This is a genomic window from Oceanobacillus sp. CAU 1775 (assembly GCF_054482815.1).
On sequence record NZ_JBTLRO010000007.1, the window covers coordinates 54931 to 72344 of the forward strand.

Here is a 17414-nt window from a genome sequence, read left to right on the forward strand (position 1 = left end):
GAGGATAATGTTATAGGGGAAATAAAAACAATATGATATGATAGTCAGTATGAGTCTATAAAGTAACTGTTATGATACGTGTGTATTGAATCTTTTTATGGGAGCCACCGAGCGATGCGCGGTAGTAAAATCTGTGTCAACTATCCTGACATAGTATCGGAATTATAATGATTACTAAACAATTATAATTATTATTAACTGTTTTTATCCTTATAAATATTGATCATGATTATTAGTGAAGATGAGAAGTTGAATTAATTCATCCTTAACAAAAAATGAATATCTAACCTTTTTAATACAACCGAATAAAATGCTTCTGAAATAAATATAATGCTGAATAAAATCGAATATATTAGATATTTAACGACATTTAATTATTTTCCCTGATTCCTTCCGAATCTCCTGTTTTTTGAGGATATTTTCTATATTTCAAGTGCAATATTTCATGTTTCTTAAATTTAAAAGTTAGTATTTCAAAACGATTATAAAAGCTGCATATATATAAATTCAACTTTGGAGACACTAGTTTGAATTGTTATAAATAGAAACAATTATTCTTTAGATTAAAAAAACTTGAAGATGATTCGATTCGAGCTATAGTATCATCAAACCAATTTGGAGGGTGATAAAATGGGTATTTATCTCGGTATAACATTTAATAGGGAAGCGTACCCCGAGACAAAAAAGAAGTTAGAAGAGCATGCAAAATATTTTAATAAAGCATTAGAAATGAAATTATTAGTTGATTTAAGTAAATTGGAACATTATTTCACTTCCACAGATTGTACTAACATTGATCGAGTTATCCTCTATGATTATGATGAATTAGGCTGTTTGGAGAATTTTAGGGAATTTTCAACCTTATGCATGCAACATAAATTGGAATACAGTCTTATTAAGAAAAGTGTGGACCTTCATAGTGATGTTGATACATCACTGATGTACCTCTTTAGCATTGCATAATCTTTCAATGGTAGAGAAAAAAATTGTAGTAGAATTAAAGCTAATATGCTTTAGCTTGCACACAATAATGAGGGTAAAATATTGTGTAGAGGCTTATTTCCTTAAAATAAGTTCGAATTCAAAAAGATGATTGATTCTAGATGGTTATAACCGCGACTTCCTCTCTAGGGATGTCGCGGATTTTGCGATATGAGCGCATACCTTATCATATAGAACAATATTTATTAATGGTTATTAACAGCTGTTAACCCTTAGTTATTAAGAATTATATAAAATGATTTTGAATTAGGCGGATTTTCATCCATTCTCCAACCATGTTTTATTTTCTAAAATAAATTTGAAAAATCCTTTACAATTGCTTTTTTCTTTAGTATACTTATTTGAAGTAGTTAATTTATTTTATTGTTTTATACACTTAAGGGAAAATCAAATCTCTTTGCGCGATAAAACAAATTATACAGGAAACCTGACACCGGTCTGTCCTTTTTAAGGGTGGGATCTGTTTTTTCATGGTTTCTAAATATAATTTGTAAAATCGAGGAGGAGATTTTTTTATGGATAAGATTATTTTGTTTTGAAAAGGTGTTTTCGAAGAGTTTTACAAAGAAAAGAATATTACAAAAAGACATAAGAGGATTATTAAAGAAACACTAGATTTTGACTACAGTGACGCAGTGTACAAGCTTGCAACTAAAGATTTTGTAGAACAAATTTCAGTGTGGTTTAGGGAAAATTTAAATCTGAAGTGTTGATCTTTGAAACAGAAGGTTTATTTAAAGACCCATAACATTTCACCCCTTTAATCTTCACTCTATTAGGCCACAAAGTTGATTGGCCTTTTGTTAAAAGAATGAGGAGATAAAGCGTGTTAATGAGTTAGTTAGTAAGTATCAAAAAGTGATGAATCGAATTGTAAGAAACTTTAACAATGTTAATTAATTAAAAAAATAAAAAAGGCTTAGGTGTCTTTAAAAAACAAACTAGAAAAACTTTACAATTACAAAACTAACTAGAGCATATCCAAAGCCTCCAAAATGGAGGTAATAAATATGCAGAAGGTCACAGAAAGATTACATGAAAATAAACCCATCCCCACGCATACATTTCCCGTAAGGGGATGGGGTAACATGAATGAAACTTCACAACCACAGCAGCCAGAGGAGATCATAAAATTAGAAGGAAAGTGTGGAGTAATTACGGTATTAAAACATTCCCATCAAAATCAACATATAGATGAAGATATCCACACACTAATCGCAAGAATCCTACTTATGAAGGAAAAGCGTCTGAAAGCCACTGGAGAATAATCCAGTGGTTATTTTTTTGATTTTTGTTATAAACGTATTGACAAGTATAAAAGAGGCTACTTTTCCTTATTTAGTAGGTATCATATAAGTACAGATGTTTCTGCACTTGTCATACTAACTTTATAACCGGCTATTGTTTCGTTTTCTTCTTCGCATTTATTTTTAATAAAAGCATCCTGAACAGCATAGGATGTTTTTTCATCTAGCGAATATTTATTACGTATGAATTCAATCGGTTGCTTTGTTTTATAAGCATTAGAAATTACTTTTGTAATATCATCAATAATGTTTGGCATATGATCTACTCCTTTAAGTTTTTACTGTTTCTATTTTCTGAAAACTGGAGTAATATTGAACTATAAGAACTATCTTGGTATATATATTAAATACACTTTATCAGAAATAATAATTCTTATCTATAAAGAAATGGATGAGCAATGAATAGAGGGGTGAAAAAATGCTTCAAGTAAAACAGCTGACACCACAGCGATTATTAGATAACCAACATCGCTTGGATGACTTTCTAGAAGAAGAACTAAGTTTTCTAGTTAGTGAAAATACTTGGATGACAGAATGGAGACAAGTTGTCGGGCGTTTCCAATTGCAAAAGTTTGAGCATCTATCATCTGAAGAAATTCTTGCATTTAATTGGAATGAAGATGAAATACAGAAACTTATAGAAAAAACATTTACTGATATTGAATCTCAGATTAATTTTCAGAACTTACATATCACAATCGTGCCTGCTTTAAAATTCCCTTGGTTTGAAAACTTAGATAATGCGATATGGACAAATGGATTCACGAACGGACTAGAAAATATTATTATTGCAATTCCAGCACGTCCGGACTCAGATTTTTTACAATATTTAATTGCCCATGAGTCGCATCATGCCTTAATTAGGAATCCGATCTATGACCTTAATTTAGAAAACTTTACACTGGAAGAATGGTACAAAATGGAGGGCATAGCGGAGTATTTTAGTCTTTCTTTATACCCTGATAAACGTTGGTGGAAGGACAGCTTTACCAAAGAAACAGAGAAAAATTATTGGAAAGTATGCAAGGAACACATGAAGACAGTGGATGATCAAGTGAAAGGAAGACTTTGTTTTGGGGACGCTAGTCAAGGAATTCCAACATTCGCAGGTTACTCTTTTGCATATAATATGGTAGCCGCGTATGTAAAAAGTAATCCTATAGGAAATATTAATGATTTATTTGAAGTGGAAGCTTCGGCTTTTATTGAGAATTATCGATTGAAAGAAACAACAGTTTAGTATTTGCTTCACATTACATGAGACAGGTGGGCTATGAATGGATAAACCATACAATGATCTTATTGGAGATATGTTAAAGAAAAACAACTATGAATATTAAAAGAACTTACCAGGAAAGGGCGAACCGCTTCCAAAGGATTACATAAAGAAAGATACCTTTCAACACTTTCAAAAGATAGCCAAGGATGCAGGATACTTACCTCCGTGGTTAAAGCTCCAAAAAGAAATCGCTGGATTATTGGACTCAGCAAAAACAGAAAATGATATAGCAGAGATAAACATGAAAATTAAAGAATATAATCGCATTTGCCCCGCACCAATGCAAAAAGGCCCCCTCACCAAATCCAACCTAGAACAAACGAAAAAAAGCTGGCAGTGAAACATGGGGACGGTTCTCCTGTTGCAACGGGTGCAACAAGAGAACCGTCCCCATGTTTCATAATGAATAGGAGGTTATCCAATGAAAAAGATCTATCTTGTTAGGCATTGTGAGGCTGAGGGTCAACCACCTGAAGCAAAGTTAACTGAAAATGGTCGTGAGCAAGCATTAAAACTATCAGAGTTCCTTTCTAAATATAAAGTTGATCGGATTATTTCGAGTCCTTATAAACGAGCGGTAGATTCTATACATCCATTTGCACAAAAGAGGGATCTTGAAATAGAAATTAATAAGAAATTATCCGAACGAATCCTTAGTAGCGAGAACCTTCTTGATTGGCAGGATAACCTAAGAAGTACATTTAAAGATTTGGAACTGAAATTTGAAGGTGGAGAGTCTAGTCAAGAAGCGATGACTCGTATAGTTGATGTAGTGAATGATGCTTTTTCTAGAAAAACTCAGAATACAGTAATTGTTACACATGGGAATATTATGTCCCTGCTTCTCAAGCACTTCGATGACGATTTTGGATTTGATGAATGGAAAAAGCTTGGTAACCCGGATGTGTTCTTATTGGAAAAAGAGATTAATAATGTGACCACTCAAAGGATATGGAAGTAAGGTTGCAAAGTAGACACAAATAGATAAGAACTTTCTGACATATGAAAGTTCTTATCTGTAGTGCTTATAAAATTGTTTTAGATAATAGTTTACTTCTCATAACCTATTATCATCCCTTCTATTTGATTAAAAGAAATCAAGCCGATATCCCTGCTATCTGTGCCTCGCCACCACATGTCAACTAAGACAAAATAGGTATTCTCTTCTACTTTTATTGGTTCCATAGAAGTGTTAAAGTACGCTTCCATTCCTTTGATATCTACATTTTCAGAAGTAACTCTATCGAAATATTCTTCTTTATTTAAGCCTAGACTTGTTGCAATCCCATAAAAAGTATTTAATGCTTTGTTATCTATATAAACCTGGCCTTCTCGAATTTCTACTGTTTCCCCTGGCAATCCAACTACTCGGCCAATATGCTTATCTTCATCAAAATGATAATATAGAATATTTCCTCGTTCAATTGTTTCAATGTCCCTCGAAATAACGAGTTCTCCATGAATGTTTGTTTTTAAATCATGATTCCCTCTGTCCATAGAATCAGATAGCCACTCGATTGTATATAGATTATCTGATACTTCCACTTTTGGTAATGCTTCTGGTGTTGTATTATCTATTAATTCTCCTAGTGAGATTTCTTTGGAATCAGTTAATGGATCTATAATTAGTAAGAAGACAAGACCAATAGCAATAATAGTAATGAATGCACTTAGCAGCTTCGGGACAAAGTTATTATGCCGTTTCACTTTTCCATTTAAAATATTCTCCTTTATTTTATCCTTGGATTCATTACTTAATGAGACAGCATTGTTCAATCTTTTAAACTCGTTATCTTTTAAATTTTTCATAACTCATTCCTCCTTGTTCATCTAAAACTACTTGTAGTTTTTCAAGTGCCCTTAAAAGCGTCATTTTTACTTTGCTTTCACTCCAATGAAGGACAATTCCAGTTTCTTTAGTAGATAATTGTTGAACTTTGCGAAGAATAATTACTTGCCTATAATTGAATTTTAATGAAGAAATAGCTTGATATAACTCCTCTAAATCTTGTTGTTCCAAGAAGCTTTGCTCTGCACTTTTTCCTTTCAAGTTCTCCTTAATTGGTGTATCAAATAATATTGTTAATGGGTGCTTCTTTCTAAAGTAACTCATCGTAGTTGTATATGCGATACGATATAACCAAGTCTTTAATTCTGATTTCCCTTTAAATTGGTGAGCCTTCATATATGCTTTTATGAAGGTTTCTTGTGTTAAGTCTTCTGCTAATTGATGATCTTTCACTATAAATAAAATATATTTGTAAATTGGTTCAGCATATTTTTCAAACCACGATTCAATCATTCCTTCACCACCACCCTTCTAATCATTAGACACAAATAAAAATTGATACGTCACACATTTTCATATTTATATATTTTTAAGTAAATATTAATATTTTTCATTATCTTGATGCAGGTCAGATTAACTATTTAATAAGTGCATATTTTGTGCTATTGAAACTTAAAAATTTCTAGTGCGTATGTGATATGTAGAGGATTAAAGTCTATTAAAAACTATTTAAGGAGGATAAACAATGAAGTATCTAGAATTTACATTAGATATACAACCATCTAACGCAGTTCAAAAGATACTCTCAGATAATAAAATAAAACCCTATTTAGTTTTTAACGACCATAAAAGAATAGGAGATAACAATCTCGAAATGTTTGTTATGGTTTTTGATAAATTCTTTCTGAGAACAAATAGCAATGCATCTCTAACAGTGACAATTGATAATATAAATGAAATAACTATTGTGAAGTGTATTTCTACGGGAGGCGGATCAGGTCTCCTACAATTAAGTTGGGGGACAAGTAGGGATTTTATAACTCTAGTAAAGAATGTATTGGCGCCGAAAGCGACAGATATTATTAAAGAATCTCAATGATGATGTAATCGTTATAAATGACGAGGAGATTTAGTGTTTATAGATATTAAAAAATAGGAGGGACATAATGAAAAGGCTAGAGACAGAGAGATTATTATTAAGACCAGTAACTATTGCTGATGCGGATAGAATTGAAGAGTTGGCTAGTGATTACGAAGTTGCTAAATCAACCTTGAATATTCCTCATCCCTACCCTAAAGGTTCTGCTGTCCAATTTATTGAAAGCATCCATCAAGCTGAAAAAAATAATAAAATAATTATGTTTGCGATAACCGAGAAAGACTCCCAACAATTAATTGGGCTTATTAACTTGAATTTATCCTTACCTTATAAAAGAGGAGAGCTAGCATATTTGATTGGAAAACCGTACTGGGGTAAAGGTTATGGAACGGAAGCTGCTAGATCATTATTGGCTTATGGTTTTAATCACCTCAAATTAAATAAGGTATTTGCAGCATCTTTTACTTCGAATCCTGGATCTTGGAGAATTATGGAGAAAATTGGTCTGAAATACGAAGGGACTTTGAAGCAGCATGTTGCTCGCTATGATCAATTTTACGATTTAACTTACTATGGATTGTTGAAAGAAGAATTTGAATCAGAATTATAATATGATAGCAAATTCTAGTAATGCTAAAGGGTGATTTTATGGATAAAATACAGCAATATTGGAATAAATTCTGCATAGCAAACCAAAGGCAAGGAACCGAATTTAAAGATGCATTTCAATTTGGGGTATCATCTGATTGGCTTGCTGATTTAGTTGTCGAGGGAAAGAAAACAGCGACAACTTCTGGCTATGTTTTTTACGAGCTAGAAAAAGAAGCTTTACCACAAGCTGGTGAATATTCAATTGTTCTAAATGGCAAAAATGAACCGGTTGCAGTTATTCAAATTGAATCTGTTGAAGTTGTTCCAATGAATGAAGTTACTGAAGAATTCGCTCTGGCAGAAGGTGAAGGCGATTATCGCTACTGGTGGGATGCCCATGAAAAGTTCTTTACGGAATCATTAAAAGAATATGGTAAAGAATTCTATCCGAACATGTTAGTTGTATGTGAAAGATTTAAAAAAGTATTTCCGAAATAGAAAAGTTAATCTATTATTATCAAAAGTTTATTTTGGAGGAGAAAACATTGATTAGAAAAGCTGTCCAAAAGGATATCAGCCAGTTAGCAGTTTTAATGGGTGAGTTAGGTTATCCAACAACTACAGAGGAAATGGAACATCGCTTTTCAAAGATAAATTCCAGCTCCTACTATAATACCCTGGTAGCTGAGAAAGAGGGGGTACTTGTCGGGATGATTGGAATGATTTTGGGATACCATTATGAAAAAAACGAGAACTATGTACGAATTGTCGCTTTCGTTGTAGATTCTAACCATAGAAAACAAGGAATTGGTGAAAAATTAATCGGGAAAGCTGAAGAATGGGCAAGAGAACACGGAGCAAATCGTTTGGTATTGAATAGCGGAAACCGAAGTGAAAGAGATGACTCCCATCAGTATTATGTTAGAAGAGGATTCGAAGGAAGTGCGACTGGATTTTATAAAGCGCTATAGTAAGTTAGTTATTTTATTGGTGAGGTAAATAGAATTACGCCAATCGTTATCATATTGACAAAAGGCTAATTCCTATATAAAATTGGTATTCCTGTCAATAATATATTGACTTTAGAGAACTTTGAAAGTTCATTCTTAGAAAAAGGGTGATCCTATGAACAAAGAACTGTTAATGGAAAGTGCACGAAACGTGAAAGCGCAAGCATATATACCATATTCAAAATTCCCTGTCGGAGCAGCGTTATTACTTAAGGACGGCACTGTAATTAATGGAGTAAATGTAGAAAACGTCTCACTTGGCGCAACAAATTGTGCGGAAAGAACAGCTATTTTTACCGCAATAACAAAAGGATATAAAAAAGGTGACTTTCAGGCGATAGCCGTCGCAGGGGATACGGAAGATTTCCTTCCACCATGTAGTATTTGCAGGCAAGTTTTAGCGGAGTTCTGTTCACCCGATATGCCAGTCTACTTAACAAATGAGAAAAAAGAAATCTTAGAATTAAGTTTAAAAGAATTATTACCTTATGCTTTTACAGATTTAGAAATGTAAGAATAGAAAAGTCGATTCCGAGTAGAGGAACCGACTTTTTTTATTGATCAAAGTAACATTCATTATTAATAGAAATATGTATTCTCCATTCTAAACTAAATACTATATACGATGAAATTCGAGAAAGTTTAGTTCAATTTTCACTTTCCTTTTTGTAAAGACTGGATTAACTTTCACGATATTATGTTAGCATATAATTACAGAAATAAAATGAAGGGAGGAATTAAATTGCAAGCGTGTGAAAAATGCCATATTAAACTTAAATGGATTGATGTGTATAAGTCTGTTTGGAGACGAAGAAAACAAAAGCCAAGAGTGGCTTGTAGACAATGTGAAACGGAACATGTTATTACTCTAGAATCAAGAATAATAGATGGACTTATTTTTACTTCGATTGGGGCTTTTAGCGTATTTTTTGCGCTTAAATTTGTTGATACTGTTGGAATGATACTTTATTTTGTTATATTTTTTTCTGTACATTTACTTTTATTGGCTCTTGTTTATACATTCATACCTTTCATTTATAAATATCATTCGAAATACCATGTAAATTATCAGATAAAGGGTAAAGGGTGATTTTCCGGATAAGTTAATTCGTGATTTTAATTAAATTAAAAAACCCATCTGAGGAGGTCATCACTTGAGAACCGAAAAGGAAATGTATGACTTAATAGTTGGCATCGCCCAAAAAGATCAGCGTATTCGAGCTGTATATATGAACGGTTCAAGAACAAACCCTAATGTTCCCAAAGATATTTTTCAGGATTATGATATTGTTTACGTGGTTAAAGAAACGGGCTCCTTTATAAAAGACAAGAAGTGGATTAATGCTTTCGGAAATTTGCTTATGATACAAGAGCCTAATAAAAATGATAAAGATATAGGGATGGAAACAAACTTTGATAATTCTTATGGGTATCTTATGCTCTTCACAGATGGTAATCGAATAGATTTACATATCGAAACAAAAGAAGCAATGACTCAAAACTATACAAAGGAAAAGTTAACTATCCCATTACTCGATAAGGACAATATTTTTCCAAGCACCCCTCAACCTTCAGATAAAGATTACTGGGTAAAGAAACCTTCCGAAGCGCATTTCTCATACTGTTGCAATGAATTTTGGTGGTCATTACAAAACATAGGAAAAGGAATATGGCGTGATGAACTACCCTATGTAAAACAAACGTTTGAATTAGTTGTTAGAGTTCAGTTAGACAAGATGGTTTCATGGTGGATAGGGATGAACCATGAATTTCGAGTGTCGGCTGGGAAGATGGGAAAGTATTTTAAACAATACCTACCTGCATCCTATTGGAAAATGTATAAAAATACGTATGCTGACGACAATTACGAAAATATTTGGGATTCTCTTTTCATAGCATGTGAGTTATTTAGAATGTTAGCAAAAGAAATTGGAAAACGGTTATCATTTACCTATCCAATGAGCGATAATGAAAGTATAAAAAATTATCTTCAGCATGTTAGACAATTACCAACTGATTCTCAAAGTATTTATTGAATAATAAATTCAAAAGCACACATCTCATTAGCAGACACGTGTGCTTTTACTTTTAGAAGAGATTAATTAAAAAACCGCCATAATAAAAAAGCTATCAAATTATTCTAGCATAAATTAGATCCTTTTCACGTTCCCTGTTTACAAAAGTAAATGTTTTCAGTATACTACTAGTGTAATTAAAATTCAGAAAATTAAAGGGAGGTTGGACGCCATGATCAAGCAAAGTAGAAAGTTAACAAAATTTAATAAGGTGTCATATACAACCTTTGGATTAAATTAATTATTCATTTATATGTCTAATTTTTCCATGGGATGTTATATGTATCATTCTGTGGTTTTTTAATGCCTTTTTTTAGTGATTTTTATTTTGTCTAAATAAAAGAATCATTCACAGGATGAATGGTTCTTTTTTGTGTACAAAGATAAGGGGATGTTATTTTGGAGATTAAAATTGTAAAGTACGATGAAAGTTATGCTGCTAGAGTGGCAGATATGTGGAATCATAGCCGTGAAGGCTGGGGTGGAGCGAATACAGTCGACACGGAAGAAACAATTTTGTGTCGGGAAGCGAGCTCAACCAATATTCATACTTATCTAGCATTAGAAGCAGATACGGTTGTTGGATATTGCGGTTTGAGCGAATACCGTGAAGACGCTGGAGCATTATATATTCCGCTCTTAAATGTGAGAGATGATTATCATGGTAAAAAGATTGGTAAAAAGTTATTGCTAACAGCATTAGAAGAGACAATTGATTTACAGTGGCCACGTTTGGATTTGTACACATGGCCAGGGAATACGAAAGCAGTTCCGTTATATAAAAAGTGTGGATTTTTCTGGGAAGACCGGGACGATACGACACACTTAATGAATTTCATGCCAACTGTCTTCCAAACAGAAGCTTTCCAAGATTTCTTTAAGGAAGCAGACTGGTATGCAGACAGTACTCGTAAAATCGAAGTAAAACCTGATGGTAGAGTAGAAAACGATTTTCATTTCTATGAATATAGTTGGGAAAAAGCAGATAAGATGCTTCGAGTTGAATTTGAACGAACTAGTAGGGGGATTCGACTGATTGAAACCGAAGACTACTATATTTCAGCAACAATTCCCGAGCACCAATTGGTTTTTGGAGAGGATTACAAGATTAACTATAAGGTCAAAAATAAAACAGGAAAACCTCTTTACATTGAATTTTCAGGAAAAAACGATAAGAATATTGAGTTTTCATTTGCTGAAGCTGTGGAGGTTAAAGATTGGGCCAATGTGGAAGGTACATTTTTTGTTGGGCAAATTGATGAAGAACAGAATATTGATCGGACACATCCAAGTGTACAAACAGATATTAAAATTAATGGAAAACATGCTTCCTTTAAAGTAGGCGTACTTCCAAAGTTCCCAGCACAGGTCTCAGCAACGATAATAGAAGATTTATCATTCAATGGGAAGGAATCTACATTTTATCTAGATGTGATGAATAATTTCTCGGGAAGTGTTCAATTCGAAATGGAATTTCCTGCATCGGATCTATTAAAAATGGAGAATCCAAAGCTTCAAATTGAACTAACAGCAAAAGAAAAACAATCAATAGCAATACCATTTACTGTTCATGGGTTCGGGTACTACGATGCAAAGCTGAATATCAAAGCAAGAAAAGAAAATGGTGAGATTATACATTTCACAAAACAAATTGGTATCCCATTAAGGGGAATAGGCTCGAAATTCTACGGTGAAAATGAGAAAAGTATTCAATTATATAATGGTCAATATTTTGCTGAGTTAACAAAACAGGGAAACGAGATTCAAATGGGGCGTAAGAAAAAAGAAAGTCAGCTCGAGATGATGACGCCAAAAATTGGAAAGCCCTATTCGGAAGAACTGACGAGGGCAAAATGGCAGGAAAAAGCTTTTTTCGAAGATACGGGTTATATTGGTGCCAAAGTAACCTATCAACTTGATGCGTTTCCTGACCTAAAGCTCCATATGATTATGAAGCTTTACAGTGAGGGTCTTGTGGAAAGTTATTATGAAGTAGAGAATAGTAGCGGAGAACAAACAGCTAATCCAGTTTGGGTAAATCAGCCTATCTATCTTTATTTGGAACAAGCAATCCTTCCTTATCGTAATCAAATTCTAGAGTTAAATGATTCGATTGGTAACTCTTACGACTATTGGAATGACAAGAAACTCAGCGAGAACTGGATATTTATCAATAATAAGCAGAATCCAGTAGGTATTGCCTGGAATAAAGCGGATAATATCCACTTTGGTTCATGGTTTAACTATTTTGAACATGACCTAGGGAAAATTGATGCACATAGCTCTAGAAAAACGAATGCGATCTTTTTCTCGATAGGAGCATTCCATGATGTTGATAGCTTTAGAGAATTTGCAACACAAGCTACTCTCGATGAGAAAGAAAAACGAGTGAACCATTTACGTCTTTCACTAGATAACCAGAATCCGTTTGTAAAAGGTGATAAGTTATTGGCTCAGGTCACTGATTATAAATCTCACTATTTACATGGAGAACTGAAATTGTCACTTCCATCGAATACAGATGAAGTGGCAGGACAAGCGTTTAATCGCGAGGAGGAAAAAACGGAGTGGAAGACAGAAGTAGATCTTGGCGACGCATCACTTATATCAACGATTAAACTAAAGGCTCAGCTAGACGCTACTGTTCAAGAACGTGAAACACTGGTAATTGGGCAAACGGACACGACTATTTTAGAGGATGTTGTTCAAGAAGCAGGGCTAGATGTTTGGAAAGTAAATAATGGTGTCATCGAATTAAAGACTGCGCCAGACTTTTACCCAGCATTACACTCTTTGACTTATAAAGGCCAGGAATGGCTAGATACATCGTTTCCAAATTTAGAACCAAAGCTATGGTGGAATCCTTGGTCTGGTGGTTTATCAAGTAGGTTATCAGAAACTAGAACGCATTCCATAGCAAAGGAAAAAACGACTGCTGGATTTGTTAAACTGGCAGATAATAAAGGGAATAACTGGAACGGGATAAAACTCACGACAACTATTTTAGAAAATGATAAACTGAAAGGCTTTACGTACCATCAATATTTCCTTCTACTTCCTGGGGCTCCGATCCTATGTCATGTATCTGAAATTGAACAATCTACTGGTACATTCTTTAACGGGAAGGATTGGCAAACAACAACATTCTTTAAGCCAGCAGAAGAAATCAGTGAAAATTGGTTGAATATCCAAGATCAGTCAGGCGAGTGGACAAAGGTTGTTGCAGGGAAAGATGAAAATGATGTAGAGGTTGCTCGTAACTTTATCGTTGGAAGTGACAAACAGAAGAATCATATCCAAGTTATAGCTAATACGGTAAACGCAGAGCGCGCAGCTTATGTGAATACAGAAGTGTTAATGACAGCGATCTCGGAGCAACTAACAATGGCATCAGGGTCAAGCAAGTTTACGACACCGAATTTTTACTTGTTTAATAATAAAGTGATTCATGATTTGGCACAACATGATCTGCAAGAGATTCGTTTTGAATAGAAAACAACTTACCTTTGTGAGACAATATAAGCAACGCAAAAGACAGAACTTAATTGCTTCATCGGACTTTTAAAATATCTTGATAAGACAAGTAGGGAGAAGGTGTGAGATGGAAAATAAAATAACTGTTTATACATCTTCATTCTGCTCTGTATGTTTGATGGTAAAAGACTTCTTAATTACTTCCGATGTTTTATTCGAAGAAGTGAACGTAGATTTACATCCAATCAAAAGAGCCAAGTTAATTGGGGCAACGAAAAAGTTAACAGTTCCACAAACAAATATTAATGGAGTTTGGATCTCAGGATATGATCCGGTTGCGTTTTTAAAAGAGATGCAAGTAAGAGAAAATTGAAAGATAAAGGAGCAACTTTTCATGAAAGCTTATATTGTCAATATTGAATTTCCAAACTCTAATCCTCGTATCTGGAGAAAAGTAGTTATGCCAGCCGATGGTACTTTCAAAAGGTTGCATCAAACCATTCAAATTGTAACGAATTTCCGTAGTAGTATTTCTGATGTTCATTTGTATGAGTTTGATTTAAGCGAGACTGAAAATTTATCCGTCACAAATGATGAGCAAGCTTTTTATGAATATAAAAATACAGATATATCATTACTAGAAAAAGACTTAGAAACCATGCCAGCAGAATTTAAAAAGTTTGGCGAAAAAAGAATTGAACGTCTTAAAATAAAGGTGAGACAACCTCAAACGATAAAGATTGATAAATACCTGGAAAAGTATAAAAAGCTTAATTATCGCTATGATTATGGGGATGATTGGGAGATCGAAATAACCCTTGAAGATATTGTAGAAGATTATTATTTTGGTTATCCAAGATTATTGGATGGTGGAGGAGACGCTCCACCAGAAGATGTTGGTGGAATGCATGGATATAATGAATTCTTGAAGGTATATAAAGACAAAAATCACCCAGACCATAAATCTACAGTTGCATGGGCAGAGGAGCAGCGCTATCAAGCATATGATTTTGAATTTATTAACAAGATATTAAAGCATAACCAATATAAAAAAACACAGTGGGATAAAATAAACCATAAAAACTATGCTGTGATAGAAGATAAGTATGTTAAATAAAGAGGACAGATTAGAGCGAAGCGACACTTTGCCTAATCTGTTTTTTTATTTAAATATTCCTAACACTGGATTGTCACTTACCACCTTTAACAAAAAATACATTGGAACTTCAATTTAAAATAATCACAAAAAACAGAAAACGTGGTATGATTAATAAATATAACTTGATTATTATAATTATCATCCATGCATCTAGCAATTTTATAGGATGCTCTGAAAGGGCTTGGTTAAATGAAAGGAAGAGTCCCCTTACAAACGAAAATCCTAGCATTAATTACTGGGTTGGTAGTGACTATAACAGTCATGTTAGGAAGTGTATTCTCATATTATGAATTTAGTGATACAAAAAATGAAATTGGTGGGAAAGCATTAGAAACGGCAAAAATAGTTGCTAGGCTGCCGACAGTAATAAATGCATTTTATTCAGAACGACCTGAGTTAGTTATTCAACCATTGGTTGAGGAAATTAAACGGTTTTCAGGCGCGGAATTTATTGTGGTAGGTAATAAAAATAGCATTCGTTATTCCCACCCCGACCCAAGTAAGATTGGCGAGAAAATGGTTGGAGGAGATAATGACCAAGCACTTATTCATGGCCAATCTTATATTTCAGAGGCGGTGGGTAGTCTAGGTCCATCATTAAGAGGGAAAGCTCCAATCTTTGGAGTTGATGGAGAAATATTAGGGATAGTTTCTGTAGGGTTTATGATGGATGACATCCAGTCAATGATATACAGCCGACTATTAAAGATTACGGAAACTTCATTAATTGTTTTAATTATTGGGACACTTGTTGGTGTAATGTTATCACGTAATATAAGAAAAGACACAATGGGGCTCGAACCATATGAGATTGCGAATCTTTATAGAGAACGTAACGCAATTCTCTCATCTGTACATGAAGGAATTATCGCTGTAAATACGGATGGAGAGGTTTCCTTAATAAATAATGCAGCAAAAAAGTTAGCGAATATCACCGATGAAGAGAACTTATATATTAATCATGTGTTTTCAGAAATGGATAGTAAGAGAATTTTAGATGAGCCCGATAGTTTAAAAAATATAGAAACAGTTGTTAATAATAGAGATGTAATTTTAAATTCAACAACGATGATGAGAGGCAACGAAATAATTGGCGTCGTTGTTAGTTTTCGAGACAAAACTGAATTAAAGGAACTTGTTAACACTCTATCAGAGGTTAGAAAGTATTCAGAGGATTTACGAGCACAGACACATGAATATACGAATAAACTATACGTAATCTCTGGTTTGCTACAACTGGGTAACTTCCATGAAGCGATTGAATTAATTCAAACAGAATCAGAAATTACAAAGAATCAAAATAGAATTCTTTTTAATCAAATTAAAGACTTAACCGTACAAGCAATTCTATTAGGGAAAATTGGATTCGCATCAGAGAATAAAATTGATTTATTGATAGAGCCAAACTGTTATTTGGATAAAGTACCTGAGCATATCCAACCTACACAATTAATCACGATTATCGGAAACTTATTAGATAATGCAATTGAAGCTGTTCAAGGACAAAGCGAAGGGAATGTTATATTCTCTGCAACTGATTTAGGAAATGATATTATAATTGAAATCTCGAATAACGGTCAAAGTATTCCAAAAGAAAGAGTTAAACAAATTTTTCGTAGAGGCTTTTCAACGAAAGGCCATAGAGAAAGAGGATATGGTTTATCCATTGTGAAAGATACACTGGAAGATTTAAATGGACAAATTACTATACAAAATCTTTCAACTGGTGGTGTCGTATTTTCTGTTTATATACCTAAATATAAATCATCTGAATGGAAGGGTGTGAACGACCTGTGATTCAAATTCTTATTGTTGAAGATGATTACCGGTTAGCAGATATTCATCAAAGATTTCTAACTGATTTAGATTATGTGAATTTTGTAGGAAAAGCTTTAACGGGAAAAGATGCACTAGAACTAGTCGAAAACAATAAAGTTGATCTCGTTCTACTTGATTTATATCTACCAGATATGTTAGGTGTTGAGATTATAAATAAAATGAGAATTAAGCAACCGAATATAGATTTTATTGTCATTTCGGCAGCTTCAGAAAGTGACATTGTAGGTAAAGTTATTCGTAGCGGAGTTTTTGACTATATCATAAAGCCAGTTATAAAAGAAAGGCTAGTAGAAACTGTTTTGCGTTACAGGGATTTACAGAGTAAATTCATTAATAAAAGTAATATAGAACAGCAGGTGTTAGACAATTATTTTGGTGTTGCAAGTGAGAAGGCGGATAAAGTTCTAAAGCCAACTCCAAAGGGAATCGACCCTCTAACTTTAGAAAAAGTAAATGAAATGATGCAAGAAATTCATGAAGGAGTAACGGCCGAACAATTAGGTGAAAAGATAGGTGCTTCAAGAACAACTGCAAGAAGATATCTAGAATTTCTAATTGCACAGGGGGAAATAATTGCCGATTTGGAATATGGGACGATTGGTAGACCAGAAAGAATATATGTTAAAAATAATAGAAAATAAAGGAGATCATCTTTCATTAGATGGTCTTTTTGCTTGTTATAAATTAATTCCTTCATACATATCTAATCAATATGTACCTTTTTAACTAGTTTAATAATTCTGTGAACAATATGACCAAAATGGTTAAAAGAAATTTATTGCTCATTATA

19 protein-coding genes and 1 pseudogene are annotated in these 17414 nt (G+C 33.5%); 17 read left to right on the plus strand and 3 right to left on the minus strand.

Going from position 1 to position 17414, the window contains the following annotated elements; genetic code table 11:
* Positions 1 to 630 precede the first annotated feature (630 nt).
* Both ACXYMZ_RS12605 and ACXYMZ_RS12610 read left to right on the plus strand, forming a co-directional pair.
* A complete protein-coding gene (locus tag ACXYMZ_RS12605) occupies positions 631 to 963 on the plus strand; it encodes a hypothetical protein (protein WP_458948759.1) in 333 nt (110 codons plus the stop codon).
* A 1049-nt stretch (positions 964 to 2012) separates the two neighbouring features.
* Positions 2013 to 2270, plus strand: coding sequence for a hypothetical protein (locus ACXYMZ_RS12610; RefSeq protein WP_458948760.1), 258 nt, complete (start codon positions 2013 to 2015; stop codon positions 2268 to 2270).
* A gap of 80 nt (positions 2271 to 2350) precedes the next feature.
* Here ACXYMZ_RS12610 and ACXYMZ_RS12615 read toward each other — a convergent pair whose 3' ends face one another.
* Entirely contained in the window at positions 2351 to 2566 is a 216-nt protein-coding gene (locus ACXYMZ_RS12615; RefSeq protein ID WP_458948761.1) for a hypothetical protein, read from the minus strand.
* A gap of 161 nt (positions 2567 to 2727) precedes the next feature.
* On the opposite strand from ACXYMZ_RS12615, the gene ACXYMZ_RS12620 reads away from it, so the two are divergent.
* From ACXYMZ_RS12620 to ACXYMZ_RS12630, 3 genes and pseudogenes are all read left to right on the plus strand, one after another.
* Positions 2728 to 3549 (plus strand): DUF2268 domain-containing putative Zn-dependent protease, encoded by an 822-nt coding sequence (locus tag ACXYMZ_RS12620; RefSeq protein ID WP_458948762.1) that lies wholly within the window; start codon positions 2728 to 2730, stop codon positions 3547 to 3549.
* A 112-nt stretch (positions 3550 to 3661) separates the two neighbouring features.
* Positions 3662 to 3928: pseudogene (locus tag ACXYMZ_RS12625) on the plus strand (DnaJ family domain-containing protein); the annotation flags it as partial.
* 81 nt (positions 3929 to 4009) lie between these two features.
* On the plus strand, positions 4010 to 4549 hold the full coding sequence (locus ACXYMZ_RS12630; RefSeq protein WP_458948763.1) for a histidine phosphatase family protein: 540 nt from the start codon (positions 4010 to 4012) through the stop codon (positions 4547 to 4549).
* 89 nt (positions 4550 to 4638) lie between these two features.
* Here ACXYMZ_RS12630 and lepB read toward each other — a convergent pair whose 3' ends face one another.
* Both lepB and ACXYMZ_RS12640 read right to left on the minus strand, forming a co-directional pair.
* Entirely contained in the window at positions 4639 to 5397 is a 759-nt protein-coding gene (lepB, locus tag ACXYMZ_RS12635) for a signal peptidase I (protein ID WP_458948764.1), read from the minus strand.
* Complete coding sequence (locus ACXYMZ_RS12640) at positions 5378 to 5890, minus strand: RNA polymerase sigma factor (RefSeq protein ID WP_458948765.1); 513 nt, start codon at positions 5888 to 5890, stop codon at positions 5378 to 5380. The genes lepB and ACXYMZ_RS12640 overlap by 20 nt, the downstream gene beginning before the upstream one ends.
* 232 nt (positions 5891 to 6122) lie before the next feature.
* Here ACXYMZ_RS12640 and ACXYMZ_RS12645 point away from each other — a divergent pair, with 232 nt between their 5' ends.
* The 12 genes from ACXYMZ_RS12645 to ACXYMZ_RS12700 all read left to right on the plus strand — a co-directional run bounded on the left by ACXYMZ_RS12645 (position 6123) and on the right by ACXYMZ_RS12700 (position 17265).
* Positions 6123 to 6476, plus strand: a complete 354-nt coding sequence (locus tag ACXYMZ_RS12645; RefSeq protein WP_458948766.1) for a DUF6054 family protein — start codon at positions 6123 to 6125, stop codon at positions 6474 to 6476.
* A 67-nt stretch (positions 6477 to 6543) separates the two neighbouring features.
* Entirely contained in the window at positions 6544 to 7086 is a 543-nt protein-coding gene (locus ACXYMZ_RS12650) for a GNAT family N-acetyltransferase (protein WP_458948767.1), read from the plus strand.
* A gap of 38 nt (positions 7087 to 7124) precedes the next feature.
* Positions 7125 to 7565 carry an ASCH domain-containing protein gene (locus ACXYMZ_RS12655; RefSeq protein WP_458948768.1) on the plus strand — a complete coding sequence of 147 codons (441 nt, stop codon included), beginning with the start codon at positions 7125 to 7127 and terminating at the stop codon, positions 7563 to 7565.
* Between the two features lie 47 nt (positions 7566 to 7612).
* Positions 7613 to 8038, plus strand: coding sequence for a GNAT family N-acetyltransferase (locus ACXYMZ_RS12660; protein ID WP_458948769.1), 426 nt, complete (start codon positions 7613 to 7615; stop codon positions 8036 to 8038).
* A 154-nt stretch (positions 8039 to 8192) separates the two neighbouring features.
* A complete protein-coding gene (locus ACXYMZ_RS12665) occupies positions 8193 to 8591 on the plus strand; it encodes a cytidine deaminase (RefSeq protein ID WP_458948770.1) in 399 nt (132 codons plus the stop codon).
* Between the two features lie 228 nt (positions 8592 to 8819).
* A complete protein-coding gene (locus ACXYMZ_RS12670; RefSeq protein ID WP_458948771.1) occupies positions 8820 to 9167 on the plus strand; it encodes a TIGR04104 family putative zinc finger protein in 348 nt (115 codons plus the stop codon).
* Positions 9168 to 9231: 64 nt separating this feature from the next.
* On the plus strand, positions 9232 to 10113 hold the full coding sequence (locus tag ACXYMZ_RS12675) for an aminoglycoside 6-adenylyltransferase (protein WP_458948772.1): 882 nt from the start codon (positions 9232 to 9234) through the stop codon (positions 10111 to 10113).
* A gap of 438 nt (positions 10114 to 10551) precedes the next feature.
* A complete protein-coding gene (locus tag ACXYMZ_RS12680) occupies positions 10552 to 13644 on the plus strand; it encodes a GNAT family N-acetyltransferase (RefSeq protein WP_458948773.1) in 3093 nt (1030 codons plus the stop codon).
* A gap of 109 nt (positions 13645 to 13753) precedes the next feature.
* Positions 13754 to 13999 carry a glutaredoxin family protein gene (locus ACXYMZ_RS12685; RefSeq protein WP_458948774.1) on the plus strand — a complete coding sequence of 82 codons (246 nt, stop codon included), beginning with the start codon at positions 13754 to 13756 and terminating at the stop codon, positions 13997 to 13999.
* A 21-nt stretch (positions 14000 to 14020) separates the two neighbouring features.
* Positions 14021 to 14743: a plasmid pRiA4b ORF-3 family protein gene (locus ACXYMZ_RS12690; RefSeq protein ID WP_458948775.1), complete on the plus strand. Its 723-nt coding sequence runs from the start codon at positions 14021 to 14023 to the stop codon at positions 14741 to 14743.
* A 231-nt stretch (positions 14744 to 14974) separates the two neighbouring features.
* Complete coding sequence (locus tag ACXYMZ_RS12695) at positions 14975 to 16582, plus strand: ATP-binding protein (RefSeq protein WP_458948776.1); 1608 nt, start codon at positions 14975 to 14977, stop codon at positions 16580 to 16582.
* The gene (locus ACXYMZ_RS12700) at positions 16579 to 17265 is read left to right on the plus strand and encodes a response regulator (RefSeq protein ID WP_458948777.1); all 687 of its coding nucleotides are present in this window, start codon (positions 16579 to 16581) and stop codon (positions 17263 to 17265) included. Before ACXYMZ_RS12695 ends, ACXYMZ_RS12700 begins: the two co-directional genes overlap by 4 nt.
* Positions 17266 to 17414 lie beyond the last annotated feature (149 nt).

Excerpts from the sequence above, each read along its gene's own strand:
- ACXYMZ_RS12605 (WP_458948759.1), top strand. The coding sequence starts at position 631 with ATGGGTATTTATCTCGGTATAACATTTAATAGGGAAGCGTACCCCGAG.
- ACXYMZ_RS12610 (WP_458948760.1), top strand. The coding sequence starts at position 2,013 with ATGCAGAAGGTCACAGAAAGATTACATGAAAATAAACCCATCCCCACG.
- ACXYMZ_RS12615 (WP_458948761.1), bottom strand. The coding sequence starts at position 2,566 with ATGCCAAACATTATTGATGATATTACAAAAGTAATTTCTAATGCTTAT.
- ACXYMZ_RS12620 (WP_458948762.1), top strand. The coding sequence starts at position 2,728 with ATGCTTCAAGTAAAACAGCTGACACCACAGCGATTATTAGATAACCAA.
- ACXYMZ_RS12630 (WP_458948763.1), top strand. The coding sequence starts at position 4,010 with ATGAAAAAGATCTATCTTGTTAGGCATTGTGAGGCTGAGGGTCAACCA.
- lepB (WP_458948764.1), bottom strand. The coding sequence starts at position 5,397 with ATGAAAAATTTAAAAGATAACGAGTTTAAAAGATTGAACAATGCTGTC.
- ACXYMZ_RS12640 (WP_458948765.1), bottom strand. The coding sequence starts at position 5,890 with ATGATTGAATCGTGGTTTGAAAAATATGCTGAACCAATTTACAAATAT.
- ACXYMZ_RS12645 (WP_458948766.1), top strand. The coding sequence starts at position 6,123 with ATGAAGTATCTAGAATTTACATTAGATATACAACCATCTAACGCAGTT.
- ACXYMZ_RS12650 (WP_458948767.1), top strand. The coding sequence starts at position 6,544 with ATGAAAAGGCTAGAGACAGAGAGATTATTATTAAGACCAGTAACTATT.
- ACXYMZ_RS12655 (WP_458948768.1), top strand. The coding sequence starts at position 7,125 with ATGGATAAAATACAGCAATATTGGAATAAATTCTGCATAGCAAACCAA.
- ACXYMZ_RS12665 (WP_458948770.1), top strand. The coding sequence starts at position 8,193 with ATGAACAAAGAACTGTTAATGGAAAGTGCACGAAACGTGAAAGCGCAA.
- ACXYMZ_RS12685 (WP_458948774.1), top strand. The coding sequence starts at position 13,754 with ATGGAAAATAAAATAACTGTTTATACATCTTCATTCTGCTCTGTATGT.
- ACXYMZ_RS12690 (WP_458948775.1), top strand. The coding sequence starts at position 14,021 with ATGAAAGCTTATATTGTCAATATTGAATTTCCAAACTCTAATCCTCGT.
- ACXYMZ_RS12695 (WP_458948776.1), top strand. The coding sequence starts at position 14,975 with ATGAAAGGAAGAGTCCCCTTACAAACGAAAATCCTAGCATTAATTACT.